The organism is Duganella guangzhouensis, assembly GCF_009674535.1.
Lineage (GTDB): Bacteria > Pseudomonadota > Gammaproteobacteria > Burkholderiales > Burkholderiaceae_D > Rugamonas > Rugamonas guangzhouensis.
The window spans coordinates 221,583-245,396 of sequence record NZ_WKJK01000005.1 but is presented as its reverse complement, the minus strand read 5'-3'; the positions used below and the strand labels follow the sequence as shown (position 1 = coordinate 245,396).

At 59.8% G+C, this 23,814-nt stretch carries 27 protein-coding genes; 20 read left to right on the top strand and 7 right to left on the bottom strand.

The window, feature by feature from the left end; genetic code table 11:
• The first annotated feature begins 4 nt into the window (after positions 1–4).
• The 5 genes from GJ699_RS11800 (at position 5) to GJ699_RS11780 (ending at position 5,673) form a co-directional block, all read left to right on the top strand.
• Positions 5–2,248: a tetratricopeptide repeat protein gene (locus tag GJ699_RS11800; protein WP_154376358.1), complete on the top strand. Its 2,244-nt coding sequence runs from the start codon at positions 5–7 to the stop codon at positions 2,246–2,248.
• A 72-nt stretch (positions 2,249–2,320) separates the two neighbouring features.
• On the top strand, positions 2,321–3,283 hold the full coding sequence (locus GJ699_RS11795) for an MBL fold metallo-hydrolase (RefSeq protein ID WP_154376356.1): 963 nt from the start codon (positions 2,321–2,323) through the stop codon (positions 3,281–3,283).
• An 88-nt stretch (positions 3,284–3,371) separates the two neighbouring features.
• On the top strand, positions 3,372–4,214 hold the full coding sequence (locus GJ699_RS11790) for an alpha/beta fold hydrolase (protein ID WP_154376354.1): 843 nt from the start codon (positions 3,372–3,374) through the stop codon (positions 4,212–4,214).
• A 116-nt stretch (positions 4,215–4,330) separates the two neighbouring features.
• Positions 4,331–5,071 (top strand): sensor histidine kinase, encoded by a 741-nt coding sequence (locus GJ699_RS11785; protein ID WP_154376352.1) that lies wholly within the window; start codon positions 4,331–4,333, stop codon positions 5,069–5,071.
• Entirely contained in the window at positions 5,050–5,673 is a 624-nt protein-coding gene (locus tag GJ699_RS11780; protein ID WP_154376350.1) for a response regulator, read from the top strand. Before GJ699_RS11785 ends, GJ699_RS11780 begins: the two co-directional genes overlap by 22 nt.
• Here the strand turns inward: GJ699_RS11780 and GJ699_RS11775 are convergent, their stop codons facing one another.
• On the bottom strand, positions 5,674–6,360 hold the full coding sequence (locus tag GJ699_RS11775; RefSeq protein ID WP_154376348.1) for a hydrolase: 687 nt from the start codon (positions 6,358–6,360) through the stop codon (positions 5,674–5,676).
• Between the two features lie 113 nt (positions 6,361–6,473).
• Between GJ699_RS11775 and GJ699_RS11770 the strand changes: the two genes are divergently transcribed.
• The 4 genes from GJ699_RS11770 to GJ699_RS11755 all read left to right on the top strand — a co-directional run bounded on the left by GJ699_RS11770 (position 6,474) and on the right by GJ699_RS11755 (position 10,872).
• A complete protein-coding gene (locus GJ699_RS11770; RefSeq protein ID WP_154376346.1) occupies positions 6,474–6,872 on the top strand; it encodes a hypothetical protein in 399 nt (132 codons plus the stop codon).
• Positions 6,873–6,919: 47 nt separating this feature from the next.
• Positions 6,920–9,202, top strand: a complete 2,283-nt coding sequence (locus GJ699_RS11765) for an ATP-binding protein (protein ID WP_154376344.1) — start codon at positions 6,920–6,922, stop codon at positions 9,200–9,202.
• 92 nt (positions 9,203–9,294) lie between these two features.
• Complete coding sequence (locus GJ699_RS11760) at positions 9,295–9,657, top strand: hypothetical protein (protein WP_154376342.1); 363 nt, start codon at positions 9,295–9,297, stop codon at positions 9,655–9,657.
• Between the two features lie 324 nt (positions 9,658–9,981).
• The gene (locus tag GJ699_RS11755) at positions 9,982–10,872 is read left to right on the top strand and encodes a PAS domain-containing protein (protein WP_154376339.1); all 891 of its coding nucleotides are present in this window, start codon (positions 9,982–9,984) and stop codon (positions 10,870–10,872) included.
• Positions 10,873–11,127: 255 nt separating this feature from the next.
• On the opposite strand, the gene GJ699_RS34165 is transcribed toward GJ699_RS11755, so the two are convergent.
• Positions 11,128–11,304: a hypothetical protein gene (locus GJ699_RS34165; RefSeq protein WP_195763527.1), complete on the bottom strand. Its 177-nt coding sequence runs from the start codon at positions 11,302–11,304 to the stop codon at positions 11,128–11,130.
• Between the two features lie 181 nt (positions 11,305–11,485).
• Here GJ699_RS34165 and GJ699_RS11750 point away from each other — a divergent pair, with 181 nt between their 5' ends.
• A complete protein-coding gene (locus GJ699_RS11750) occupies positions 11,486–12,052 on the top strand; it encodes a chromate transporter (protein ID WP_154376337.1) in 567 nt (188 codons plus the stop codon).
• The gene (locus GJ699_RS11745) at positions 12,045–12,632 is read left to right on the top strand and encodes a chromate transporter (protein ID WP_154376336.1); all 588 of its coding nucleotides are present in this window, start codon (positions 12,045–12,047) and stop codon (positions 12,630–12,632) included. The genes GJ699_RS11750 and GJ699_RS11745 overlap by 8 nt, the downstream gene beginning before the upstream one ends.
• A 44-nt stretch (positions 12,633–12,676) precedes the next feature.
• Here the strand turns inward: GJ699_RS11745 and GJ699_RS11740 are convergent, their stop codons facing one another.
• Positions 12,677–13,096 (bottom strand): histidine phosphatase family protein, encoded by a 420-nt coding sequence (locus GJ699_RS11740; protein WP_154376334.1) that lies wholly within the window; start codon positions 13,094–13,096, stop codon positions 12,677–12,679.
• A gap of 109 nt (positions 13,097–13,205) precedes the next feature.
• Here GJ699_RS11740 and GJ699_RS11735 point away from each other — a divergent pair, with 109 nt between their 5' ends.
• From GJ699_RS11735 to GJ699_RS11725, 3 genes are all read left to right on the top strand, one after another.
• A complete protein-coding gene (locus GJ699_RS11735; RefSeq protein ID WP_371867535.1) occupies positions 13,206–14,180 on the top strand; it encodes an alpha/beta fold hydrolase in 975 nt (324 codons plus the stop codon).
• 13 nt (positions 14,181–14,193) lie between these two features.
• Entirely contained in the window at positions 14,194–14,673 is a 480-nt protein-coding gene (locus GJ699_RS11730; RefSeq protein ID WP_154376332.1) for a nuclear transport factor 2 family protein, read from the top strand.
• Between the two features lie 107 nt (positions 14,674–14,780).
• Positions 14,781–15,416, top strand: a complete 636-nt coding sequence (locus GJ699_RS11725; RefSeq protein ID WP_154376330.1) for a response regulator — start codon at positions 14,781–14,783, stop codon at positions 15,414–15,416.
• A 50-nt stretch (positions 15,417–15,466) separates the two neighbouring features.
• Here the strand turns inward: GJ699_RS11725 and GJ699_RS11720 are convergent, their stop codons facing one another.
• Together GJ699_RS11720 and GJ699_RS11715 are read right to left on the bottom strand one after the other, a co-directional pair.
• A complete protein-coding gene (locus GJ699_RS11720; protein ID WP_154376328.1) occupies positions 15,467–16,174 on the bottom strand; it encodes an RES family NAD+ phosphorylase in 708 nt (235 codons plus the stop codon).
• Positions 16,167–16,841 carry a hypothetical protein gene (locus GJ699_RS11715; protein WP_154376326.1) on the bottom strand — a complete coding sequence of 225 codons (675 nt, stop codon included), beginning with the start codon at positions 16,839–16,841 and terminating at the stop codon, positions 16,167–16,169. The genes GJ699_RS11720 and GJ699_RS11715 overlap by 8 nt, the downstream gene beginning before the upstream one ends.
• Positions 16,842–17,033: 192 nt before the next feature.
• Between GJ699_RS11715 and GJ699_RS11710 the strand changes: the two genes are divergently transcribed.
• The 4 genes from GJ699_RS11710 (at position 17,034) to GJ699_RS11695 (ending at position 20,031) form a co-directional block, all read left to right on the top strand.
• Positions 17,034–17,924 (top strand): LysR family transcriptional regulator, encoded by an 891-nt coding sequence (locus tag GJ699_RS11710; protein ID WP_154376324.1) that lies wholly within the window; start codon positions 17,034–17,036, stop codon positions 17,922–17,924.
• Position 17,925: 1 nt separating this feature from the next.
• Positions 17,926–18,642 (top strand): alpha/beta fold hydrolase, encoded by a 717-nt coding sequence (locus tag GJ699_RS11705; RefSeq protein WP_154376322.1) that lies wholly within the window; start codon positions 17,926–17,928, stop codon positions 18,640–18,642.
• A gap of 81 nt (positions 18,643–18,723) precedes the next feature.
• Positions 18,724–19,404 carry an isochorismatase family protein gene (locus GJ699_RS11700; protein WP_154376320.1) on the top strand — a complete coding sequence of 227 codons (681 nt, stop codon included), beginning with the start codon at positions 18,724–18,726 and terminating at the stop codon, positions 19,402–19,404.
• A 9-nt stretch (positions 19,405–19,413) separates the two neighbouring features.
• Entirely contained in the window at positions 19,414–20,031 is a 618-nt protein-coding gene (locus tag GJ699_RS11695; RefSeq protein ID WP_154376318.1) for a pyridoxamine 5'-phosphate oxidase family protein, read from the top strand.
• Between the two features lie 9 nt (positions 20,032–20,040).
• Here GJ699_RS11695 and GJ699_RS11690 read toward each other — a convergent pair whose 3' ends face one another.
• On the bottom strand, positions 20,041–20,562 hold the full coding sequence (locus GJ699_RS11690; RefSeq protein WP_154376316.1) for a DUF3592 domain-containing protein: 522 nt from the start codon (positions 20,560–20,562) through the stop codon (positions 20,041–20,043).
• Positions 20,563–20,614: 52 nt separating this feature from the next.
• Between GJ699_RS11690 and GJ699_RS11685 the strand changes: the two genes are divergently transcribed.
• On the top strand, positions 20,615–21,154 hold the full coding sequence (locus tag GJ699_RS11685; protein WP_154376314.1) for a DUF4431 domain-containing protein: 540 nt from the start codon (positions 20,615–20,617) through the stop codon (positions 21,152–21,154).
• 40 nt (positions 21,155–21,194) lie between these two features.
• Here the strand turns inward: GJ699_RS11685 and GJ699_RS11680 are convergent, their stop codons facing one another.
• On the bottom strand, positions 21,195–21,935 hold the full coding sequence (locus GJ699_RS11680; RefSeq protein WP_154376312.1) for a hypothetical protein: 741 nt from the start codon (positions 21,933–21,935) through the stop codon (positions 21,195–21,197).
• A gap of 266 nt (positions 21,936–22,201) precedes the next feature.
• Here GJ699_RS11680 and GJ699_RS11675 point away from each other — a divergent pair, with 266 nt between their 5' ends.
• A complete protein-coding gene (locus tag GJ699_RS11675; protein ID WP_154376309.1) occupies positions 22,202–23,389 on the top strand; it encodes a hypothetical protein in 1,188 nt (395 codons plus the stop codon).
• The last annotated feature ends 425 nt before the right edge of the window (positions 23,390–23,814 follow it).

Here is a 23,814-nt window from a genome sequence, read left to right as displayed (position 1 = left end):
CAATATGGACCACGCCGAATCCCTGTCCTTCCTGACCCGCCTCGGCCTGCGCACCGATGCCGACGAACGCGCCATCCGCCGCGCCTATGCGCGCGAGCTCAAACAGATCGACCAAGAGGCCGATCCGGAGAGCTTCCAGACCCTGCGCGAAGCCTATGACACCGCGCTGCAATGGGCTCGCCAGCGCGATGACGATACAGTACAAGTCAGCGCCCCAGCGCTGGACATTGTTGCCCCGCCCGCAGAGGACCCGATCGCCGAACCATCCGGCGGCGTCGACGAGAATGAGCTGGTAGACGCATTATTCACGCAGTTCCATGACCACTGCCGGACGCTGGCCGATGGTGATACCAGCTCTCCTCACCCGTGGCGGCAAGCCATCCATTACGCGCTGAATGACCCGCGTCTGTTCAGCATCGCCGCGCGTGAAGGCTTCGAGCGGCGCATCGCCATCCTGCTGGCCGGCGGCTGGCAACCCGGCCACGAAGCGCTGCTGCCGGCCGCCACCGAGATGTTCGGCTGGAGCGTTGACCGCCGCCGTCTGCAACGATTCGGCTATCCCGGCTTCGTGCTCGATACCGCCATCGACGAACGCGAGATCTTCGATCGACAACCAGACGAAGTCCGCTACGAACAAGGGCGGGTCATCGCCCGGCTGCGCGATGCCAGCCTGCCGGACACCCATCAACTGGTGGCTGACGCCCCGCGCATCAACATAGTGGAGGCCCGTTATCCACACTGGCTGGCGATCGTCACCAGCGCCACCAACATCAACCGCTGGCGCGAAGCCGTCGAAGCATTGCCACTCTGGCGGCGCAAGATGGCCAGCCTCGGCCTCCGTCGCGCCTCGGACGATCCCCGTGCCAGCAGTAAATTCAGCGCTTTATGGACGGTGATCATCGGCTTTATGCTCATCATGCGGCTGGCGTCCTGTGGGCATGACGCCGTTGCCCCCAAAGCCAGCATCCCGCCGCCACCGCTGGAAACCGCCGCCGAGCATATCGAGCGCGGCACCAAAGCTCTCGGCCACGGCGAGTACAACAACGCCATCAACCATTTCGGCCGCGCCTCACAGCTCGATCCGCAAAATGCCAGTCCCCATGCGTGGCGCGCTATCGCCTACGCCTGGAATAACCAACTGGACCTCGCCCAGACAGAGCTGGACCTGTCGGCCGAGCTGAATGGCGCCAACGCCCTGCTGTTCCGAGCGCGCGGCGTGGTGGCCAACAAACGCGGACTCTACGCCGATGCCATCGACGCTTACACCCGCTCGCGGCAGTTGGAACCGGAGCATCCGTTCACGATGATGCAGCGCGCCGTTGCGTACGCCAACCACGGCGACTATGACCAGGCCGTGGCCGAGGCCGACCACCTGTTGAAACTAGATCCCAATTACGGCATCGGGCCATACCGGCTGCCACTGCAGGTGGCCGTACAGCGTGACCGCCGTGACGAAGCGTATAAACGCGCCGAAGCCATGCTGGCCGCCTTGCCGGACAACAGCGACGCCTACGCCTCCGCCGCGCGTGCCTATCTCAACTTCGGCCAGCGTCAGGATGCGATCGCCGTCCTCACGCGCGGCGTCGTCGCCGCACCGGACGCCGATTTGTACCTGCTCCGTGCGCAGCTTAAGGACCGACAGGACCGGCGTGCCGACCTGACCAGCGCGCTGGCGTTGGCGCCGCAATCAGTGCAAGCCATCAATGCGATGGCCGACCTAGAACTCGACGAAGGCAACGCTAGCGCCGCCGCCAGTCTGCTCAGCAAAGCCCTCAATGACGCCAAACTGGACGACGAGCTGCGCGCCGCCGTGTTGGTCATGCGCGGCATCGCCTACACCCGTAGCGGCGCTGACACACTGGCCCGGGGCGACTACGAGCATGCGCGCAAACTGGCCGTCACGGCTACGGACTTGAACAATCTCTGTTGGCGGTTGGTCACGCGCAACACGTCGCTCTCCACCGCGCTGTCGTTGTGCGACGCGGCGCTGCAAGCGGACCCGGTCTACGCGGCGGCATTGGACAGCCGCGGCCTGGTGCTGCTGCGCATGGGGCGATATCGTGACGCCATCAACGCCTATGACGCGGCCATCCGCAAGCAGACTTACGCCGCTTCGCTGTTCGGCCGTGGCCTGGCCAAACGCAAACTGGGTGACCTCACTGGCGGCGATGCCGACTTACGGGCAGCACGCGCCAAGGCGCCGCTGGTGGATCGGGACTTCAGCGAAATGGGCATCAAACCAGACTAGGCTTAAGATAGAGGCGAGCTGACGGGACGGCGGCTAGTATCCACAGCTTGAGTTTAACCACAGGAGTTCCGCATGTCCCCTTCTTTTCGCCATTTGATCGCTGCCCTGACGCTGAGCTGCGCCACGCTCGCCCACGCCGCCGCGCCGATGGCGCACAGTCAGGCGCCCGGCTATTACCGCGTCATGCTGGGCCAGTTTGAAATTACCGCGCTGTCTGACGGCACCCATCCGTTCCCAGTCGATACGGTGATGACCAACATCAGCCAACAACAAGCTCTGCAGGATCTGGCGGCGGTCGACCTCAAGCTGCCGCTGCAGGGCTCGATCAACGCTTTTCTGATCAACACCGGCAGCAAGCTGATTCTGGTCGACAGCGGCGCCGGCGCGTTGTACGGCGATTGCTGCGGCAAGCTGATCACACATCTGCGCGCGGCCGGCTATCGGCCCGAGCAGGTCGATGAAATCTACATCACGCATTTGCACAAGGACCATGCCGGCGGCGTGCTGGCGCAGGGCAAGCCGGCCTTCCCCAACGCCGTGCTGCGGCTGTCGCAGGCCGAGGCCGATTACTGGCTGACGCCGGCCAACAAGGCCACAGCGCCGGAATTCCTGTCGTCCTTCTTTGACGCCGCCCAGGCCGCCGTCGCACCGTACCAGTCCGCCGGCCACTTCCAGCCCTACAAGGACTACGGGCCGCTGGAGGCCGGCATCGAGGCGATGCCGGCGCCCGGTCACACGCCGGGCCACGCCGCTTATCTGGTGCAAAGCGGCGACAAGCAATTGCTGATCTGGGGCGATATCGTCCACGTCGCCGGTATCCAGCTGACGCATCCCGACGCCACCCTGAAGTACGACAGCAGCGAACTGAACGCGCAAGCCACCCGCGCCGCCCTGCTGCAGCGTGCCGCCAGCGAACACCTGATCGTGGCCGCCGCGCATATCGCCTTCCCCGGCCTCGGCCATATCCGCCGGCACCAGGGCGAATATGAATGGCTGCCGCTTAACTATGACGAGTCGGCCGTACCTCTCCCCTAAGAGGTGGGTGGCCTTTTGGAGGGCGCCACGCAAGCGTGCGCTGCTTACACTGTGAGACGCAGCATTCATTCACTCACAGGAGCCTCGCATGTCCAACAGCAAATTATCGGTCGACAGCGTCATCGTGGAAGATGGCACCCGCATTCACTTCAAAGATTGGGGCACTGGCCCGGCGGTGGTGTTCAGCCACGGCTGGCCACTGCAAGGCGACGCCTGGGAAGATCAGATGATCTTCCTGGCCAGCAAAGGCTACCGCGTGATCGCCCATGACCGTCGCGGTCACGGCCTGTCCAGCCAGCCATGGAATGGCAATGACATGGATACCTACGCCGACGACCTGGCCACCCTGCTCAACGCGCTCGACATCAAGGAAGCCACGCTGGTAGGCCACTCCACCGGCGGTGGCGAGGTGGCGCGTTACATCGGCCGTCACGGCAGCGCGCGCGTCAAGAAAGCGGTGCTGGTGGGCGCGGTGCCGCCGCAGATGGTCCAGTCGGACAGCAATCCGGGCGGCCTGCCGCTGTCGGTGTTCGATGGCATCCGCGAAGGCGTGCTGAAGGACCGTTCCCAGTTCTTCAAGGATCTGACCATTCCGTTCTACGGCTACAACCGTCCGGGCGCCAAGGAATCGGAAGGCGTGCGCAATACCTTCTGGCTACAAGGCATGCAGTGCGGCATCAAGAACGCCTACGACTGCATCAAGCAATTCTCGGAAACCGACTTCACCGAAGACCTGAAAAAGATCGATGTGCCGACCCTGATCGTGCACGGCGACGACGACCAGATCGTGCCGATCGACGCTGCCGGCAAGGCCGCCGCCAAGCTGGTCAAAAACGCCACGCTGCTGATCTACGAAGGCGCGCCGCACGGCCTGCCTACCACCCACAAGGATAAGCTGAACGCCGATCTGCTGGCCTTCCTGCAGTCGTAAATGGCGGTGAGCGGCGACTAACCCGATAGGGTAAGCCGCTTATTGCAAATCTGCCGTATTTTCCCCAGCCGGGCCTTGCTGCATGATGCGTATCACACCATCGAAGGATATGCAGTATGGCCCGCACCCCGCCCCTCCCCGACCTGCGGCCCGCGCGCATCAATGCGCTGGGCGAGTTTGCCGCGTCGATCGCTCATGAAGTCAAGCAGCCGCTGGCGGCCATCACGCTTAACGCGCAGGCCGGCCTGCATTGGCTGGAGCAAGATCCACCCCGTCTGGAGCAGGCCCGCGTCGCCTTAAGGGTGGTGCTGCAGGCCAGCCGCGCCGCCACCGGCATGGTACGCAGCCTGCACGGCATGACGTGCCAGGCCGAGCCGGAGCGCTCAACCTTTTTTGTGGATGACATGCTGCGCGATGTGTTGCAACTGCTGCGCGGCGAGCTGCGCCAGCACGAGATCCGTGTCAGCGAGGAATTCGGCCTGGCGCGGCATCAACTGTATGCCGACCAGGTTCAGCTGATGCAGGTCATCATGAACCTGCTGCAAAACGGCATCGACGCGCTGCACGCGGTGCACGGCCGCGAGCGCACGCTGGCGCTGCGTTCGATGCTGATGGAGGATGCGCTGCACATCAGCGTGACCGACAACGGCGCCGGCATCGCGCCGGAACTGGCCGAACGCATCTTCGACCCGCTGTTCTCCACCAAGCCGGGCGGTACCGGCATGGGCCTGACGATCTGCCACAACATCGTCCAGGCCCATGGCGGGCGGCTTTGGGCCACCACAGCCCAGCCGCACGGCACCGTTTTTCATCTCAGTTTCAAGGAGTACACCTTATGGACCCCATCACGATCCTGATCGCGGACGATCACCCCCTGATCCTGGCCGGCCTGACCGCGCTGCTGGCCACCATGCCGGAATTCCGCGTGGTGGCTCAGGCCAGCGACGGCTTGCAAGCGGTGGCGCTGTATCGCCAGCACCGGCCGCAAGTCGCGATACTCGACCTCAGCATGCCGGGCCTGAACGGCGTTGACGCCATCGAACAAATCCGCGCCGAGGACGCCAGCGCCAGCATCGTCATCCTCACCACCTACCAGGGTGACGAGGACGTGTATCGCGGCCTGCGCGCCGGCGCCAAAGCCTATCTGCTGAAGGACGGCGAGCCGGCCCAACTGGCCGATTGCCTGCGCACCGTGGCCAGCGGCCAGCTGTACCTGCCAGCGGCGGTGGCCGTCAAGCTGGCCGAGCGGCAGGCCAGCAGCCAGTTGTCGCGCCGCGAGCTAGACATTCTCGCCCACCTGGCCAGCGGCAAGAGCAACAAGATGATTGCGCGCAGCGCCGACATCGAGGTCGGCACCGTTAAATTCCACGTCAATAACATCCTGGCCAAGCTCAACGTGGCCAGCCGCACCGAGGCCGCCACAGTGGCGGCACGGCGCGGCCTGCTCAGCGTGTTCTGATTACTTGGCTGGCACGGCAGCCAGCACCTTGTGCGAACTCGCGGTGCGTTCCGGCGCTTTGTGCACCATGGTGTAGGCGTAGTCGACGCCCATGCCGTAGGCGCCCGAGTGTTCCTTGACGATAGCCATCACACCATCGTAGGTCTCGCGGCGTGCCCAGTCGCGCTGCCATTCCAGCAGCACTTGTTGCCAGGTCACTGGCACCACGCCGGCTTGTACCATGCGCGCCATGGCCTGGTCGTGCGCTTCTTTCGAGGTGCCGCCGGAGGCGTCGGCGACCATATAGATTTCGTAATCGCCTTCCAGCATCGCGCACAGGGCGAAGGTGGTGTTGCAGACTTCGGTCCACAGGCCGGCCACGATAACTTTTTTCTTGCCGTTGGCTTTCAGCGCGTCGCGTACTTTCTGGTCGTCCCAGGAGTTCATCGACGAACGTTCCAGGATTTCTTTTTCAGGGAATACGTCCAGCAGTTCCGGATAGGTGTGGCCGGAGAAGGCTTCGGTTTCGACGGTGGTGATGGTGGTCGGGATGTTGAACACCTTGGCGGCCTTGGCCAGCGCCACGGTATTGTTCTTCAACACCTGGCGGTCGATCGACTGCACGCCAAACGCCATCTGCGGCTGATGATCGATGAAGATCAGCTGGCTGTTCTGCGGGGTCAGGACTTCTAATTTCGGGTTGCTCATGATGGGTTTCCATGTGGTGTAAAAGGAAGCATCATGTTAGGCGCCGCACCGGGTAAAAACTACTCATCTAAATATAGGCTGCGAACTCACCCTGCCTCTGCTAATCTGCGGCCATGACTACCTTAGACGACCCCACCCTGCGCACCCAGCTGAGCGCCCTGAATCGCGCGCTGCGCGATCTGCACAAGCAACTGATCCATCTGGAGACCCAGTATTTCGGCGCCGTCGGCAGCCCGCTGGAACAGTTGCAGCTGATTACCAACCACCCGCAATTCGCCTGGCTGCAAAAGTTGTCCGGCCTGATGGCGCAGCTGGACGAACGGCTGGAAGACGAGCAAGCGATCAGCGTCGACGAGGCGAAAGCTTTCCGTCAGGCACTAGAAATGTTGATCGGTCCGTGCGAAGAAGGCGACCAGGAATTCCGCGCCAAATACAACGCGTTGTTGCATGACGGCCCGGAGCTGGTCATGGCGCATGGCGCGGTGCGCAAAGTGCTGGCGGGCATAGGATGATGTAGTAGAATCGTGCGCTGATGACAACTTAATAGTGAGCGCCTCCCTTGATAGACAGCCTACCGGTCCGCGCCCTGCGTGACGCCCTGTACCGGCGGATGGAACCGCTCGGCGACGGCGATCAGGATCTGCAGGGCTGGCGCAACCGCCTGATTGACGGCCTGTGCGCCGTAGCCTTCTGGCTCGGCGTGCTGGCCATCGTGCCCAGCATGTGGGGCAGCGCGCGCATGGGCTCATGGCCGATGGTGGTGACCGATATCATCGGACTGGTCGGCGTGGGCGTGATCAACTACCGGCGCGACATCGCCTATCACTGGCGCGCCCTGGTCATCCTCGGCATCGCCTATCTGATCGCGCTGATGCTGCTGTTTTCGCTGGGGCCGGTGTCGCAAATCTATCTGCTGGCGGTGCCGGTGCTGTGCACGGTGCTGATCGGCAATCGCGCCGCCACCGTGGTGCTGGTGGCGTGCGCCGCCACTCTGTTCCTGGCCGGCTACGTCGGCGGCATTCAGACCGGGCTGGTCGCACTGGCGGTCAGCCCGCTGACCCACTGGACCATTCTGAGCGTGAACTTCCTGCTGGTGTCCAGCATACTGACGCTGTCCTGCACCTATCTGCTGCACGGCCTGGACGGGGTGCTGGCGCGCCAGCGCGCCATGCATGCGCGCAGCGCCGAAAACGAGGCGCGCTACCGGCAAACGCTGGAAGCCCAGATCGTCACACTGCACGCGCGCGAAGCCGACCTGCGCGCTTCGCAGGCGCGCTATGCCGAATCGCTGGCGGCGCAGCGCGCGGCCGAAGTCTCCAACCAGTTGAAGAGCGACTTCCTGGCCATGATCAGCCACGAGGTGCGCACCCCGCTGGGCGGCGTGATCGGCATGCTGCGCTCGGCGCTGAAAGACGCCGCGCTGGCCGCGCAAACCCGCGACAAGCTGCGCCTCAGCCTCAGCAACGCTGAAGTGCTGCTGCAGATCATCAACGACATCCTCGATTTCTCGCGCCTGGAAGCCGGCAAGATGCCGCTGGAAACGCTGGACTTCGACCTCTCCACGCTGCTGCACGACGTCACGGGGCTGCTGGCCGACCGTGCCGAGGGCAAAGGCATTTCGCTGATCGCCGACATCGATCCGGCGCTGCCGGCCTGGTGGCGCGGCGATCCGACCCGGCTGCGGCAGGTGGTGGTCAATCTGGTCGGCAACGGCATCAAATTCACCGAACATGGCGAGGTGCGCATCAGCGCGGTGGCGCATGAGCAGCAAGGCATCGTGCTGACCGTGCGCGACACCGGCATCGGCATCGAGGCCGAGGCGCTGGGGCGGCTGTTCCAGAAATTCGAACAGGCCGACGCCGCCACCGCGCGCAAATACGGCGGCGCCGGGCTGGGCCTGGCGATCTGCAAGAACATCGTCGGCGCCATGGGCGGCCACATCGACGCCAGCAGCCAGCCCGGTGTGGGCAGCGTGTTCCGCGTCTACCTGCCGCTGCAGCAAGGATCGCCGGTGCAGGTGCAGACGCAGGAATTGCGCCGTCCGCATGCGGCCCGCCTGGCCGTGCTGTGCGCCGAAGATGGCAGCACCAACCAGATCATCCTGCGCGAACTGCTGGAACTGATGGGCCACCATATCACCATCGTTGAGGATGGCCTGGCGGCGCTGGAAGAGCTGGCCGCGCGCGACTACGACCTGGTCATCATGGACGGCCGCATGCCGCGCATGGATGGCGTGACCGCGTTGCAGCGCCTGCGCGCCGGCCTGGACGGCGTGCGCGACGCCGGGCTGCCGGTGATCGCGCTGACCGCCAACGCCACCGCCGAGGACCGGCAGCGCTTCCTGGATGCCGGCGCCAGCGGCTTCCTGGCCAAACCGATCGATGAACTCGATCTGCACACCGAGATCGCGCACCATCTGGACGCCCTGCTGGCGCGCGGCAAACAGCTGGTGGGCGAACAGCGCGCGATGGCGACCGGCGCGCCAGCGCTGGCCGATCTGGACGCCATGTTCGAAGTCGCCCAGCTGCCACCGGCGCCCGCCCCGCAGCCGGACGGCGGCGACAAGCTGTATCGCGCCATGCGCTCTACCTTCCTGGTCGAGGGACCGCGGCTGCTGGCGGTGGCGCGGCAAGGACTGGAACAAGGCGACGCCCCGGCCGTCGCGCTGGCCGCGCACCGCCTGATGGGCGGCGCCGCCTACCTGGGCGCCGATGCGCTGCACGCGCGCTGCGCCCAGATCGAGAAATTGGCCGATGCCGGCGACCTGAGCGTCATGCTGACGCAACTGGAAAAACTGAACCAGGAGCTGGCGCGCACGCTGGCCGAAATGACGCCACAATAAAAACTATCGAAATAATAGAAACAATAAAATTTACCAATGAACGGCCAGGCATTAATCTGATCACCAGTTCCACAGATTAAGAGAGCAAGATCATGAACCTCAAAGCCCGCCTCCACTCCCTGCCGCTGCCAGTCAGCACCATCGCCCTGCTGGCCGCCTTCGTACTGGGCAACCTTGAGTACCAATCCATCGGCTGGGCGCTGTTTGGCTTTGGCGTGCTGGCCTGGGTGAAACTGGACGCCCAACAGCTGCTGCGCGCCGACCGCTACGGCCTGTCGCCGGCGCTGGCCCTGCTGGCCTACCCGGCGCTGGCCGGTGACCAGGCCAACGTGGCCGTGACCTTCGCGCTGGCCCTGCATGCGCTGGTGGTGTTCCTGATTTTGATGAGCCGCCACCTGTCGGAAGACATAACGCAGGCATTTTCTCAGCAAAAAGACATAAGCCACCGGATTTAAAGTATTTTTCCCAGATATCCACACCAACTGTGGATAAGGGTGTTAATAACCGCCTCTTGACAGCCGAGAACGCCTTTAACGGCGGGCTGTATAACAAAATGCCTAATCCACAGGCAGATTTTTTACCTCATAAAATCAAGCACTTACGAATGTGGAAAAGTTGCCGCTCAGCGCTTTTTTCACGACTTGAAAATAATTTTTTTGTGCATAAGTGAGAAGCGAGACACCGTTGTGTCGCTGCGCTTGGAATCCTTTGACAAAAGTGCTCGCGAGGAATAGTGTCACTCTGGAGTCCGCCCTGTTCGACTTACCATGGGATGATGCATGAATCAGAACGACGACGATACCGATTGGATGATAGAAGACGAGGCGCCCAGCAATCAGGCGCGTCCGGGCAACACCAATGCGACGCCGGCGCCTCCTCCGTGGCGGGTGCTGATCGTCGATGATGATGTCGACGTGCACGTGGTGACCAAATTCTCACTCAGCAATGCATGCTTCCTGGGGCGCCGCCTCAGCTTCCTGCACGCCTATAGCGGCGAGGAGGCATTGAACGTGCTGCGCAACACGCCCGACATCGCGCTGGTGCTGCTGGACGTCATCATGGAAACCAGCGACGCCGGCCTGCTGGTGGCGCGCCAGATCCGCGACCAGCTGCACAACCAGCTGGTGCGCATCGTGCTGCGCACCGGCCAGCCGGGACAGGCGCTGGAACACAGCATCATTCTCGATTACGACATCAACGATTTCTGGTGCAAGACCGACCTGACCACGCGCAAGCTGTTCACCACCGTGATCTCGTCGCTGCGCGCCTATGCCGGGCTGGACGAAGCGCATCGCCACACTTTAGCCATCCAGGCCGAGCTGGACGACGCGCGCCGGCTGCTGTCGGCGGTCGACCAGCACGCGGTGATCGCCACGCTGGACCCGCAAGGCCGTTTCAGCGCGGTCAACGACAAGTTCTGCAAGGTATTCCAGTATCGGCGGGAAGAATTACTGGGGGCCGATCCGCGTCTGCTGCATGCCCCGCCCTACCCGCAGGATCAGCTGGCGGACGCGCTACAAGCGCTGAAAGATGGCGAAGCCTGGACCGACGTCATCAGCACTTGGCGACGCGATGGCCAGGAAGTCCGGCTGCGCGTTACCGTCACCAATGATGACGGCGGCGCCATCATCATTGGCAGCGTGCTGCAGGCGTTGAAAAAACCGCTTTAAGACTCGCTTAAGTAACGGATCCATAAGCGTTTTTCGGGATATCCACAATTGCTGTGGATATCTATGTGGATATACCCCCATTGACAACGAATACAGCCTGTAACGGCGCGGTTTTCTACAAACTGCCCATCCAACAGGCAAAAACAAAAGCCTTATAAATCAAATACTTAAATTTTCACTGATTGTAACAAGAAAACTTTTCAAAATAATTCTTGCCAACATGATTTGTGTATAACTAAACGACGTGGCCGCATATCAATGGGCAGTCTTGCGGCGTTGCTCCGGATGCAGCAGCACCCGTTCGATCACTCTGGGGTCGACGTTATGCGATTTCATGTATTCAATCGCGCAGACGGTGTTGAAACTGGTCTGCACCAGTAGGCCGCGCTCCACCACCGCGCTGCATGCGTCATCCTGACGTGGGTGGAACATCGAAACCGGCGGAGCCGATTCCAGACTCTGGACTAGGGTAACGTTCATCATCATCCTTGGTGAAAGTTGGGGCTGCCGCCCGATCGGTGATGCGCTCAGGGAGTATGGTCGACGATGCGAATAAGTCAATGGCAGCCTCCTATCATTCCGCAATTAAATTCCCGCCGTTCTATAATGTGGCATGACCGCCGAACGCCCCCATCCCAGCTCGCTGTTTGACCTGTTTCTGTCCTTTACCATCCTGGCTTTGCAAGGCTTTGGCGGCGTGCTGGCCGTGGTCCAGCGCGAGATGGTCGAACGCAAAAAATGGCTAACGCCGGAAGAATTCGTCGAAGACTGGGCGGTGGCGCAGATCATGCCCGGCCCCAACGTGGTCAACATCTCGCTGATGATCGGCGACCGCTACTTTGGCCTGCCGGGCGCGCTGGCCGCGCTGGCCGGGCTGATCTGTGTGCCGCTGCTGCTGGTGCTGGGACTGGCCGTGCTGTATGCGCAGTACGGCAGCCATCCGGGCGTGGCCGGCGCGCTGCGCGGCATGGCCGCTGTCACGGCCGGACTGATCACCGCCAGCGGGCTCAAGCTTGCCACCGCGCTGCGCAAGCATCCGCTGCCGCGCTGGCAGACCGGGCTGATCGTCCTGCTGTGCATCGGCTGCGCGCTGATCCTGCGCGTGCCGCTGGCTTATACGCTGCTGGGCGTGGGCGGCCTGGGTTTTATCCTCACCTACCGCAAGCTTAACCATGAATGACGCGCCGATCCACATCGTCCTGAGCCTGGCCGATTGGCTCAGCCTGTTCGGGCATTACATGCTGTTGTCGCTGATGTCGATTGGCGGCGCGATCTCAACCTCGACCGAGATGCACCGCTACCTGGTGGTCGAGCATGGCTGGCTGACGCAATCTCAGTTCAACAACGCGATGGCGATCGCACAAGCGGCGCCGGGACCGAACGTGCTGTTCGTGGCGCTGATGGGCTGGCAGGTGGGATTAAACGCCGGCAGCTACGGCCTGGCGCTGGCCGGTGTCGCGGTGACCATGCTGGGCATCCTGATTCCCAGCACCACGCTGACCTACACCGCCGCGCGCTGGGCCTTCCGCAACCGCGAGCTGGTCGGCGTGCGCGCCTTCAAGCAAGGCATGGCGCCGGTGGTGGTCGGGCTGATGATTTCGGTCGGCGTCATCCTCGCCCTGGCCGATGGCAATCCGGCCAAGGACTGGCCGCTGTGGCTGATCGCCATCGCCGCCTGCCTGCTGCTGTGGCGCACCCGCCTCCACCTGCTGTGGATCCTCGCCGCCGGCGCCGTCATCGGCTGGTTCCTGCCTAACTGATCTTAAAGTCACATGCCTGCGTTGTATTCATTTCGCTGACCAATTTAGTAGCGCATCGGCTTCCAATAAAGGCGGTCGAACACAGCCTCAATCGTCTCACCACCCGGAGGCGCAGCGTTCCACTGACGTGTGATGTTCTGTTCCCATAACGCGGGATACATGGCGCGTGCCTCCTCCTGCGTCAACCCTTCAAATACGCCCACATTTCGCTCGGCAAACGCCTCCAGCGTTCGTACCTGCAGCCCCCAAGCATTAGCCAACACCTCGGCAGTCTGCATTGCACGGAGTTTGGGTGAGGAGACGATAACATTCGCCTGGCAGCACAAGGTGTCGGCCAATACCGCAGCCTGCTCGAAACCATGTGCATCAAGCGGCGGGTCAAGCATGCCGAGATAGCGCTCTTCAATGTTCAAGTGCGTGCGGCCGTGGCGGACGACCAATAGCTCAGTTTTTGTGGGGACCATCGTTGCGCTGGCTAAAATTCACAATTTCACTGTGACTCATTCACGCGTGACGGTCAAGTTTTTACAATTTAAAAACTTTAACCGCGTATTACTTTGAGAGGACGTCACAGTGAACCCTTCCCGCATCCTTGGCCATACCGTGGCCGCGTTCAGCCTGGTCATATTGGCACAGGTCGCGCACGCCGCGCCCGCAACCAGCAATGTCGCCAGCACAGCGAATGTCAGCTACCACACCGTCGCAGTCGATGGCGTGAATATCTTCTACCGCGAGGCCGGGCCGAAGAAGGCCCCGACGCTACTGCTGCTGCATGGCTTCCCGACCTCGTCGCAAATGTTCCGCAACCTGATTCCGCTGCTGGCGGACCGCTATCACGTCATCGCGCCCGACTACCCAGGCTACGGTCAGAGCGATATGCCGCCGATAGATAAATTCACCTACAGCTTCGACAATCTGGCCGGACTGATCGATAAGTTCACCCAGACCGTCGGCCTGTCGCGCTATGCGCTGTATGTTCAGGATTATGGCGCGCCAATCGGCTACCGTCTCGCCGCTGCCCATCCCGAGCGCGTCACCGCGATCGTGGTCCAGAACGGCAACGCCTACAACGAAGGCCTCGACAACGAGTTCTGGGCGCCGGTCAAAGCCTACTGGGCCGACAAGACGGTGGCCAACGCGGCCAAGCTGCGTCCGCTACTGGAAATCGGCGGCACCAAGTGGCAGTACACCGAAGGCGTGCGTGACGTGAGCCGTATCAGCCCGGACGCCTGGACCGTGGATCAGGCCTACCTGGATCGTCCCGGCAACAAAGACATCCAGATCGAAATGTTCTACAGCTATGGCACCAACCCCGGCCATTATCCGGAATGGCAGGCGTACTTCCGCAAATATCAGCCGCCGATGTTGATCGCCTGGGGCAAGAACGATAAGATCTTCCCGGCGGCCGGCGCCCATCCTTATCTGCGCGATCTGCCGAAGGCGGAACTGCACCTGCTCGATACCGGCCATTTCGCCTTGGAAGAAGACAGCGCCGCAATTGGCGGCCTGATGCGCAATTTCCTGGGCCGCACCCTCAAGCCGGAATAATCAAGGAGCCAATATGACAGCAAGCACCGAAACCCGTCCACCGCTGCCGCCGTTTAACCACGAGTCCGCGATCGAGAAAGTACGCCTCGCCGAGGATGGCTGGAATACGCGCAACGCCGAAAAAGTCAGCCTCGCGTACACACCGGACAGCCGTTGGCGCAACCGCACCGAGTTCGCGACCGGCCGTGCAGAGATCGTACAGCTGCTAAAGCGTAAATGGTCCAAGGAACTCGATTATCGGCTGATCAAAGAGTTGTGGGCATTCGGCGGTAACCGCATCGCGGTCCGCTATGCCTACGAGTGGCACGATGACTCGGGCAACTGGTTTCGCTCGTATGGCAACGAGAACTGGGAGTTCGATGAACAGGGATTGATGCAGCGGCGTTTTGCCTGCATCAACGATTTGCCGATCGCCGAGGCGGATCGAAAATTCCACTGGCCATTGGGCCGTCGTCCGGATGATCATCCCGGCCTGACTGAACTGGGCCTTTGAACCGCGCCGGACGGGGATAGCCATATCGAGGTATTGAGCTTATGTGGTGGCTGCTGTAGCCTGTTGTTATTTAGTTACGACAGGCTATCAGATTTGCCTCCACCCGCATGAGCGCTTACCAGCCGTTACCGATCACTATCCTGACAGTGGATGACCATCCTCTGTTTCAACAGGGCATCGCCAGCGTCATCGCCAACGAAGCGGATCTTTACCTGGTCGGCCAGGCCGCCAACGGTGCGGAGGCGATCGCGATGTACCGCGAAACGCGCCCTGCCATCACCCTGATCGATCTGCAAATGCCCGACATGAGCGGGATCGACGTCATCGTTGCCATCCGCGCCGAATTCCCCGCCGCGCGTATCGTGGTGCTGACCACGCTGGAGGGCGATGTCAACGCCGCGCGCGCCATCAAGGCCGGCGCGGTGGGCTATCTGTTCAAGAGCGCGGTGCGCAAGACGCTGGTGGAGACCATGCGCAACGTCCACGCCGGTGGGCGCTGCATTCCGCCATCGTTGGTGCATGCCTTGTTGGCTACACGCAGCGGCAATGCGATCACCGGGCGCGAGGTCGATGTGCTCAAGCTGGTCGCGCGCGGCAACTCAAATCCCTTGATCGCCGAGGCATTGAGCATCTCGCCCGAAACCGTCAAAGGCTACGTCAGCAGCATCCTGCTGAAGCTGCAAGCGCGCGACCGGGCACACGCGGTGATGATCGCGTTGGAGCGCGGCATTCTCAGTCTCTGACTCCACAACCATCGGCGCGTTGCCAGTGAGCGCCGCCAGAGCGGAAGCAATCAGCTCGCCCCGGCCACGATGTTCACGCCAATGCGGTCTGCAAGATCGAGCACCGCGTCGTAAGCATTAACGTCATCCAACAGGTTGCGCGAACTACCGTGCGGTTGCAGTGAGCGCGCTGGGATGCGATCTCCAAAAAGAACGACAGCGCGCGCCGAGTCGTCCTGCCGGGAAATCCAGGCAAGTCCTTGCGCCTGCGGACAGTGCCGGTAAATGGCTGCGGCCCACTTGCGCGTAGCCGGATACTGGTCCTTCTCCGTGTCGATCAGTTGCTTGCGCGTCACGCCCAACTTGCGCAGCGGCACACTTGCGAGATCGACGAGTTGAAGTTCCTGATCCACCCGCAAGGTGGAGTGCACTTGTCCAACCAGCCTACCTTTGTCGAAGCTCTTGAAACCAGCGGTATGCGGAACGTCGTGAAAGACCGTCTCCATCAACGCGCAGTCCATCGTGTTGCCACCATATAACGTGGGTATCGGTCTGCCACGCTCGTCCTGGATCGGACTGAAACGCGCGTTACCATCAATGCCCGGGTTGAACTGGTCTGCCTGATATTTGCTCAGATGCACACGATGCAGCAAGTCGCCCTTCGCGAGCGAGGTGAGCGTAACATGCGGCGCATGCGGTGGCGACGGCGTGTAGGAAGACGACTCGTCGTCGGGCAGCGGCAGCGCTGTCGCCCCCGACTTGGCGCCTCGTTTAGCCATGGCCGATCTCCTGAACCTCATCCATGGCCGCTTGGATCACCAACTTGGGTGCCGATGCCAACAGGTCCTGCGGCCGCTTTCCCCTTAAGAAGCTGTTGTCAGAGCGGAACCAGTAGGCCATGCCCCAGCCATCTTTGCGCTCGCCAAAGACGTCGATGATCTGGGCCAGAGCCTTCATCGGCCGGAAGCTGGCTTCGCGGTCCAGACCATAGCCTGGGAAGTAATCCACCCCGCCGTGATTGATGGCAAAAATCTGTCCCTGCTTCTTCCATTTATTCGGCTGAGCACTGGGATTGCGCAGACTCAAGTCGGCCAATTGTGCAACCTCTGCCGAGGTCAACCAGTCACCGCTTTCCAGCACGTCCTTTCGTGCTCGCACCAACATGGCGGCCTCCTTGAGCAAACGGGGAGACGGCGGCGTCCGCGGCACCAGCACCTCGGCCAAGCGCTCCAACGATTCCCGGTCCTGGTGCGACTGCAAAACCTCAAACATGCTGGCTGCAACGTTGGTGAGATTCTCCGCCAGCGTTCGGAAAACGTTCGGCTGGATGTGATCGAACGCGACCACCAGCACTTGGCCTGCTTGCGATTTTCCTAACCGAGCCTGCACCTCTTTCGGCGTACCGACCAAGGTCGAGACACTCGGATGGTCTGCAACGACGTTCATGGCTGCACTCCTCAGTGGGTTATATAAGGTATTTTAATACATCATACCCTCAATAACCTTTAAACCACGCAATCATCCATCCCCCCGTTCAGGGGGAGAGAGCGCCATCATCTTCGCAGCGGGCTGCGATGACGAGATAAATATCGGGCAAACTTGCTTCCATGGATACGGTCTTCCTGGAGAAGCTAAGTTATGGATCAGATACATCTCATGCAAGTCTTTGTTGCCGTGGGCGAGCAAGAAAGTTTTGTCGGCGCCTCGCGGCGACTGGACTTGTCACCGGCGTCGGTGACGCGTGCCATTGGCGGGCTGGAGGCGTTGTTGGGCGTCCGGCTGCTGCGCCGTACCACGCGCAATGTCCGGCTCACCGAGGTTGGGCGCCGCTACCTCAGCGATAGCCGCGAGATCCTGGCCAGCATTGCCGAAGCCAACGAGGTCGCCGCCGGCGGCAATGTCGCGCCCAAGGGCGAACTTTCGGTCACCGCGCCGGCTGGCTACGGACGGTTGTTCATCATGCCCTGCATCGTCGAGTTCCTGAAGCGCTATCCCGAGGTCGAAGTCTCGGGTCACTTTCTGGACCGGGTCGTCAACCTGGTGGACGAAGGCATCGATGTGGCGGTACGAATCGGGCATCTGCCGGACTCCAGCGCCAAGGGGCTGCGCGTCGGACAAGTGCGACGGGTGCTGTGCGCCTCGCCGGAATATCTGGCCCGGCACGGCGTGCCGCAGTCTCCCAGCGATTTGCAACGGCATACGATCGTCGCGACCGCCGGCGTGGAGTGGAAGTTCGGCACCGCCGGGAATCGGACCGCGGTGCGGATAAAACCACGCCTGACCGTCACCAGCAATGATGAAGCGATGGAAGCGGTGCTGGCCGGACTGGGGATATGCCGGCTGATGTGCTATCAGGTCGACGCCGCGCTGGCTGCCGGGCGTCTGAAAATCATCCTGGCCGAGCATGAGGAAGCGCCGTTGCCGGTCCACATACTGCACCGGGAAAGTCAGTTCGGATCCCCCAAGGTGCGCCACTTCATCGACTTGCTGGCCGCGTCGCTGCGCACCCACCCACATATGAGAGGATGATATGAACACTGTTAGCTTGACGTCTAAAGAATCAAAACTGTCGGTCGTGCTGGTGCATGGCGCTTTTGTCGATGGCTCCGGCTGGCAGGCGGTGCATAGGATGCTGTCAGCGCGAGGTTACGAGGTCCTGGTGGTGCAGAACCCGACCATCACACTGGAAGGCGACGTCGCCGCTACCGAGCGCGTGATTGGCCTGGCCCGGCATCCGGTCATTTTGGTCGGCCATAGCTACGGCGGTGCCGTCGTCACCGAAGCCGGCGACCATCCCAAGGTCATCGCGGTAGTGTATCTCGCCGCTTTCGTCCCCGACGTCGGCGAGTCGGTGGCGGCGCTCAACGCGCAGCCGGCCGAACCGGGCGAGGCCAAGGCGCCGGTGCTACCGCCACAGGATGGCTTCCTGATGGTCGATCCGGCGCAATTTCCAGCGGCGTTTGGCGCGGATGTCCGGCTGGAACAGACGCGCTTCATGGCGGCGTCGCAAGTGCCGTGGGGACTGGGGGCGGTGACCGGGACGGTGACGCGTGCCGCGTGGCGCAACAAGCCGACCCATTATCTGGTCGCGCTAGACGATCTGATGATACCTCCCAGTGCGCAGCGCCGCATGGCCAGCCGGGCCGGCGCACGGACGATAGAAATCGCGAGCAGTCATGCGGTGATGCTGGCGCGGCCAGATGAGGTAGCCAGCTTTATCGAGACCGCAACCAGTCCGGCGGAATGACATGAGCAGCTCCGGGCATTTCGCCCCGGAGGACAAGCTGGACGACCTCTGACACCATTTACCAAATAAAGGAGAATCACCATGCAAAATACTTCAAACGCAAAAGCCAGCGTGCTGGCAACCGGTGGCGGCGCGCGGCTGCTGGACCCGGCCGACACGCTGGTGCTGCTACTCGATCACCAGTCCGGCCTGTTCCAGACCGTCAAGGATATCGCAGTCGCCGACCTGCGGCGCAATGTGGCGATGATCGCCAGGCTGTGCACTTTGCTGAAGATCCCCGTGATCACCACTGCGTCGGAACCGGCTGGCAGCAATGGTCCGCTGATGCCGGAAATTCACGAGCTGGCGCCGCATGCTGTGTACGCCCCACGCAAAGGCGAAGTGAACGCCTGGGACAACGAGGACTTTGTCGCGCAAGTCCGCTCGACCGGTCGCAAAACGTTGGTGATGGCCGGGGTCTGGACCAGTGTGTGCGTGATGTTCCCCGCGCTCGACGCCATCGCGGCGGGCTACGATGTGTATGCCGTCATCGATGCCTCCGGCGATCCCAGCGAAATGGCGTCCCGCGTCTCGCTGGCGCGGTTCGTACAGGGCGGCGTCAAGCCCACCACCACCAACGCGTTATTATCGGAACTCCACCGTACCTGGGCGCGTCCGGAAGCCGCCGATCTGGCGCAGCTGTACGCGCTGGTCGCGCCAAATTATGCGGCCGTGATGGAAAGCTATGCGCGCGCGCAGCAGGCCGCCAGAGACGCAACTTAGGAGCTTGTAATGGCATATGGATTCATGGATATTGCGCGCACGCCCAGTGTGCAGGCCGCACAGGCGGAGATGGGGGCCGATCACCTGTGGACAGATTTCAGCGGGCATCGGGAATTCAATCGCTTCAGCGATCAGGAGGAAGCGTTCATTGCGGAGCAAGATACCTTGTATCTGGCATCGGTGTCGGAAACCGGTTGGCCGTACGTCCAGCATCGCGGCGGGCCGCCCGGTTTTCTGAAAATGCTCGACGACCAAACCCTGGCCTTTGCCGATTATCGCGGCAACCGGCAGTACATCAGCACCGGCAATTTCAAGGCCAGTGATCGCGCGTGCATGATTCTGGTCGACTATCCGCGCCGCGCTCGCCTGAAAATTTACGCGCACGTGGAAACCCTGGCGCTGGATGCTGACCCGCACCTCACCAACCGCGTGTTGGATCGGGCTTATGGGGGGAAACCGGAGCGGATATTCAAGTTGCGGCTACAGGCATTCGATTGGAACTGCCCGCAGCACATTACCCGACGCTTCACTGAAGCCCAGATAGCCACCGTGGCGCAACCGCTACGCGAGCGCATTGAGCAGTTGGAGCGCGAGAATGCCTCGTTGCGGGAAAAACTCAAGCTTTAAATCTTGGGGTCAGCGGCGAAGCACACGTCTGGCTTGCACGATGCAGTAGCTTCCTAAAACCAGAGTCAGTCCGGCGAAGAGCGCGAAGAAGCCGTCATGCCATTTCAGGCTTTCGCGCACGATGGCTACCTTCTCGGGCGCTGTCGGATCGTAGAATATGCGGATGCTTGCGCCCGGAGGCAACTTGGCGAGTCTGACGGTAACTTGGGCCTTGTCTCGGCGACACCCCACATCCGAAATAATCGAGGTGCTTTGATTACGACTTTTGTAGATGTTGCCATTGACGATGTAGGTATAGCTGACCCGGCCGCACCAGTCATGGCTTCTACCCGTTCGCTCATACATATCGGTAGCCGTTACCTGCGCCATGCCGCTGATCCAGCGGTAGGCTCGTAGTTTGGGAACGCTATCGAATGCCGCCATCCCCAAGAGGAAGAAGCCAAACAGCACGATAAGCCAGCCACCCAACTGGTTTTCGTGTGGCGACTTCTTGATATCTTCAAGCAGCTTTTCTTTCCAATGAAATCTCAACGTCTAGCCTCGTAAATGCATTCTGCATTACAATAAACTAGCATTGTTTATTTTGCAAATCATCACCAGCTGCGGCAACTCCATCTGGCACTCTTTTCGGCAAAACCCAGGAATGTTGGGTCTTCCGATGCAGCGGCCAAATCGACTGGCCGGCGGAAGCGTGAATCAAGTGCCAGAATATTTTATGAACTCACGTCTACTCTACCTCGTCGCACTATTGCTAGTAGAGGCATCCACGGCTTTCGCCGGAGATTCAAGCTGCTTGAAGTATGAGCCTGAGACGGTAACGATCATTGGAAAGTTACACAGGGAGACGTTTCCTGGTCCTCCCAACTTTGAAAGTGTGGCAAATGGTGATGAAGCCGAAACAGGTTTCTACTTATCACTGGAGTCACCGATTTGTACGGTGGGCGATGGCGGTGCGGATCAAGTGCCATTTGACTCTGTACGTGAAATTCAGCTGGTACTTAACGAAAAACAGTACGCGATACTTCGACCAAAGCTCGGGAGTATAGTTACGCTGCAAGGGAACATATTCTCAGCCTTTACTGGACATCACCATGCCGACGTTTTGATGCGAGTGTCTAACTAGCATAGGCAATAATGGAGTCAAAGCCGGACCTTCATGTTCCTTATGGAGCACTCGACGATGAAGTTTCCTTAGGAGCGTACTCCAGCTCGATCAAGGCATCGTCGCTGAAATCGCCCGGACCAATCGGGGCCGAATAGGTCGTGCTGTCGAAGGAGAACTCGCCCCGCCCTGCTCCATCTCGTATCGTCACCCTAGCCAGTTGGCCATACGCAGGCATACCCAGACGGAAATTTCTTTTGGAGCACAAGTCGCTCGACCGAAACAGTGCCTTGAGCATTAATTTTGTCACCATCGATATCTCTTCCTGCGCGACAGCCTGCCACACGAAACACTCAAGTCGCAGGTCTCCTAGACGACGCACGTTCTCCGGGAGACCCGGCGTGCGAATGTCGGGATAATACGTGAACAGTCCGTTCCTCTTATTCAGAACAAAGGTTGCATCTGCGTCATAAGCCGCCTGGCTGCGTGGAATATCGAACCGACCGTCAGCATCAACGGTTATCGGAATCGATACATCATCGCTCGCCAAGCGGAGCAACAGCCCATCGGCATAACTGGCTGCTGGGCCGGCCTCCAGTTTGTTGGCGACGGTACCCGGTTTGAGCACAGTAGCCTTGTGCGCGAAGCGAAAACGTAGCACTGCGTTGGGTGCTAATTGCCGATGTTCCTCAAAAGCGTCGAGGCCTCGGAACACGCTGCGATAAGTGCGCATTGCCGGGTCTCTGGTACCGATAACGTTGACGACTTCGGTTTCGCCAGAAATTGGCGATGGTTGTTCCACGGGTAACGCTGCATGGGCAGCCACTACGATGCTTGATAGAACGAGCCCGGGGAGTAAGTAGGCAAGGCTCTTGAGGTCCACATGAACGCTGTCGGGAAGAACCGGTTTGGGGTCTATCTACCCCGTGTGACAAATCGTGAATTTTGCACGCAAGCAAGATGCTATCCTGACCACTTAGGCTGCATGCGGCCAATAGCAGACGCATCTCAAGCGGAGCAATGATAATACTGGCATGGGAATCTCTCTCATCGAAATAAAGGATTAATGTGCGACCAATTCAAATATATTTGGACAGTAGCGATTTTTCTGACGTTGTGAACGTCAATAAAAAATCTAAAGATTATTCCAATACAATTCGATATCTTATTGAAAAACGAGATTTAGGACTAATTCAAATTAGATTTAGCGAAGCACATGTTGTTGAAGCCTCCCCAAAATCACAAGATGCTATTAATTTTGCGCTTGATAGATTAAAAACCATTAATCTTATTTGCGGAAATAATTCTTTAATTCACCCCATAGATCTAATCGAATTCGAGGTATCCTCATCAAACACTTTAGATCTTAAGAAAGATTATATGAGAATTTTCCGCAACGACGGCAGTTGGTTGCCGGCGTTATTCGATCTATCTGAAATTGTTCCGGATGTTGAGGATTCGGTACGCAAGGATGTTGAAAAAATGGGGCGGGAGGCAAAACGAAAATATTTAAAAGATGGAAAGCCCACAGCTCTTTGGTATGGCGAGATGCGTGCTGCAAATAGCGCGAGTGGCAACATTGTGGCAAACAATCTGCCCCTGACGTTAGAAGCTGTTCGGATTGTTAAGAAATACTTCATGGGCGAATCATCCCGAAATGACGCTGTGAGAGCGCTGCACAATTCGGTAAATAATTTGGAAGTTTTTGGCAAATGGTACGAAAAAGATTGGGAAAGTGCTTTTGCTATTTCGAGTAATCTTCGATTCTTAGGGAAGGAATTTGAAGCTGCACTTTCTAGCGCGCGACAGGAATTTGATTTATTTAAAAAACAACAGAATGAAATTGGAATAAATAATAAAACCCTTCTTGAAATGTCTCATCGGGCATTTCAAGAAGTTCTAGCGGAAAGCAGTAACAAATTAGCAAATAGCATGGCTCTGCAAATCGGCTCAACACCCAAGCCGATGAATGATCCCTGGAAAGCCACACCAGGCCTAACTTGCTCGGTTACGTTGGCAATGCATATAGCACGTAGATCAGTTGCAACAAAAATGCCGAGGCGTCCGATGGCAAGCGATTTCCCCGATTGTTATCATGCAATTTATTTGCCTTACGTTGATGTTTTTCGGGCAGATAGCTTTATAGCTGGAATGCTTGAAGAATGCAAATTGCCATTTTCAACTCTAATTGCAGATAACTTCTTGCAACTTCCCGAGAAAATTGAGAAGTTATTAAAAGAACGTTATGGGCAGTAGTCCCGTGACGGCCCAGCGGCAGATTATTGCGCCTGATGGGGCCAGCTTGACGGAGGCCTGGGGGCGGCCCCAGCACCACTAGCTAACTGAGAAATACTTTTCATATTAGAGGACTGCGAATGGAGGAATATTGCCCCCCAAGCTTATGAGATTTTGGCGTATTTCAGATGAGCAGGATGCTATGCTCTTCCACATCGGCGAGTTCTGCCAATACCGGCCGGTCATTGATTCAGTATCCCAAGGCCGCATCTGATGTAGCAATAGCACAGCTTCTGAAGAGTTCGGCTTAGTGCCAATCGCATCGATTACGGTCATATCGCCAACCTCCGCGATAGCCGTGGTCAGGGCCAATAACATCAGACAAAAGAACGTTAAAACTAGCGGTTTAAAAAATTACCTTTTATAGCCAAACTACATGAACGATC

Excerpts from the sequence above, each read along its gene's own strand:
- GJ699_RS11760 (WP_154376342.1), top strand. The coding sequence starts at position 9,295 with ATGAACCTCAAAGCCCGCCTCCACTCCCTGCCGCTGCCAGTCAGCACC.
- GJ699_RS11795 (WP_154376356.1), top strand. The coding sequence starts at position 2,321 with ATGTCCCCTTCTTTTCGCCATTTGATCGCTGCCCTGACGCTGAGCTGC.
- GJ699_RS11695 (WP_154376318.1), top strand. The coding sequence starts at position 19,414 with ATGGCATATGGATTCATGGATATTGCGCGCACGCCCAGTGTGCAGGCC.
- GJ699_RS11775 (WP_154376348.1), bottom strand. The coding sequence starts at position 6,360 with ATGAGCAACCCGAAATTAGAAGTCCTGACCCCGCAGAACAGCCAGCTG.
- GJ699_RS11755 (WP_154376339.1), top strand. The coding sequence starts at position 9,982 with ATGAATCAGAACGACGACGATACCGATTGGATGATAGAAGACGAGGCG.
- GJ699_RS11745 (WP_154376336.1), top strand. The coding sequence starts at position 12,045 with ATGAATGACGCGCCGATCCACATCGTCCTGAGCCTGGCCGATTGGCTC.
- GJ699_RS34165 (WP_195763527.1), bottom strand. The coding sequence starts at position 11,304 with ATGTTCCACCCACGTCAGGATGACGCATGCAGCGCGGTGGTGGAGCGC.
- GJ699_RS11750 (WP_154376337.1), top strand. The coding sequence starts at position 11,486 with ATGACCGCCGAACGCCCCCATCCCAGCTCGCTGTTTGACCTGTTTCTG.
- GJ699_RS11740 (WP_154376334.1), bottom strand. The coding sequence starts at position 13,096 with ATGGTCCCCACAAAAACTGAGCTATTGGTCGTCCGCCACGGCCGCACG.
- GJ699_RS11710 (WP_154376324.1), top strand. The coding sequence starts at position 17,034 with ATGGATCAGATACATCTCATGCAAGTCTTTGTTGCCGTGGGCGAGCAA.
- GJ699_RS11790 (WP_154376354.1), top strand. The coding sequence starts at position 3,372 with ATGTCCAACAGCAAATTATCGGTCGACAGCGTCATCGTGGAAGATGGC.
- GJ699_RS11705 (WP_154376322.1), top strand. The coding sequence starts at position 17,926 with ATGAACACTGTTAGCTTGACGTCTAAAGAATCAAAACTGTCGGTCGTG.
- GJ699_RS11800 (WP_154376358.1), top strand. The coding sequence starts at position 5 with ATGGACCACGCCGAATCCCTGTCCTTCCTGACCCGCCTCGGCCTGCGC.
- GJ699_RS11720 (WP_154376328.1), bottom strand. The coding sequence starts at position 16,174 with ATGGCTAAACGAGGCGCCAAGTCGGGGGCGACAGCGCTGCCGCTGCCC.
- GJ699_RS11770 (WP_154376346.1), top strand. The coding sequence starts at position 6,474 with ATGACTACCTTAGACGACCCCACCCTGCGCACCCAGCTGAGCGCCCTG.
- GJ699_RS11715 (WP_154376326.1), bottom strand. The coding sequence starts at position 16,841 with ATGAACGTCGTTGCAGACCATCCGAGTGTCTCGACCTTGGTCGGTACG.
- GJ699_RS11780 (WP_154376350.1), top strand. The coding sequence starts at position 5,050 with ATGGACCCCATCACGATCCTGATCGCGGACGATCACCCCCTGATCCTG.
- GJ699_RS11785 (WP_154376352.1), top strand. The coding sequence starts at position 4,331 with ATGGCCCGCACCCCGCCCCTCCCCGACCTGCGGCCCGCGCGCATCAAT.
- GJ699_RS11730 (WP_154376332.1), top strand. The coding sequence starts at position 14,194 with ATGACAGCAAGCACCGAAACCCGTCCACCGCTGCCGCCGTTTAACCAC.
- GJ699_RS11725 (WP_154376330.1), top strand. The coding sequence starts at position 14,781 with ATGAGCGCTTACCAGCCGTTACCGATCACTATCCTGACAGTGGATGAC.
- GJ699_RS11700 (WP_154376320.1), top strand. The coding sequence starts at position 18,724 with ATGCAAAATACTTCAAACGCAAAAGCCAGCGTGCTGGCAACCGGTGGC.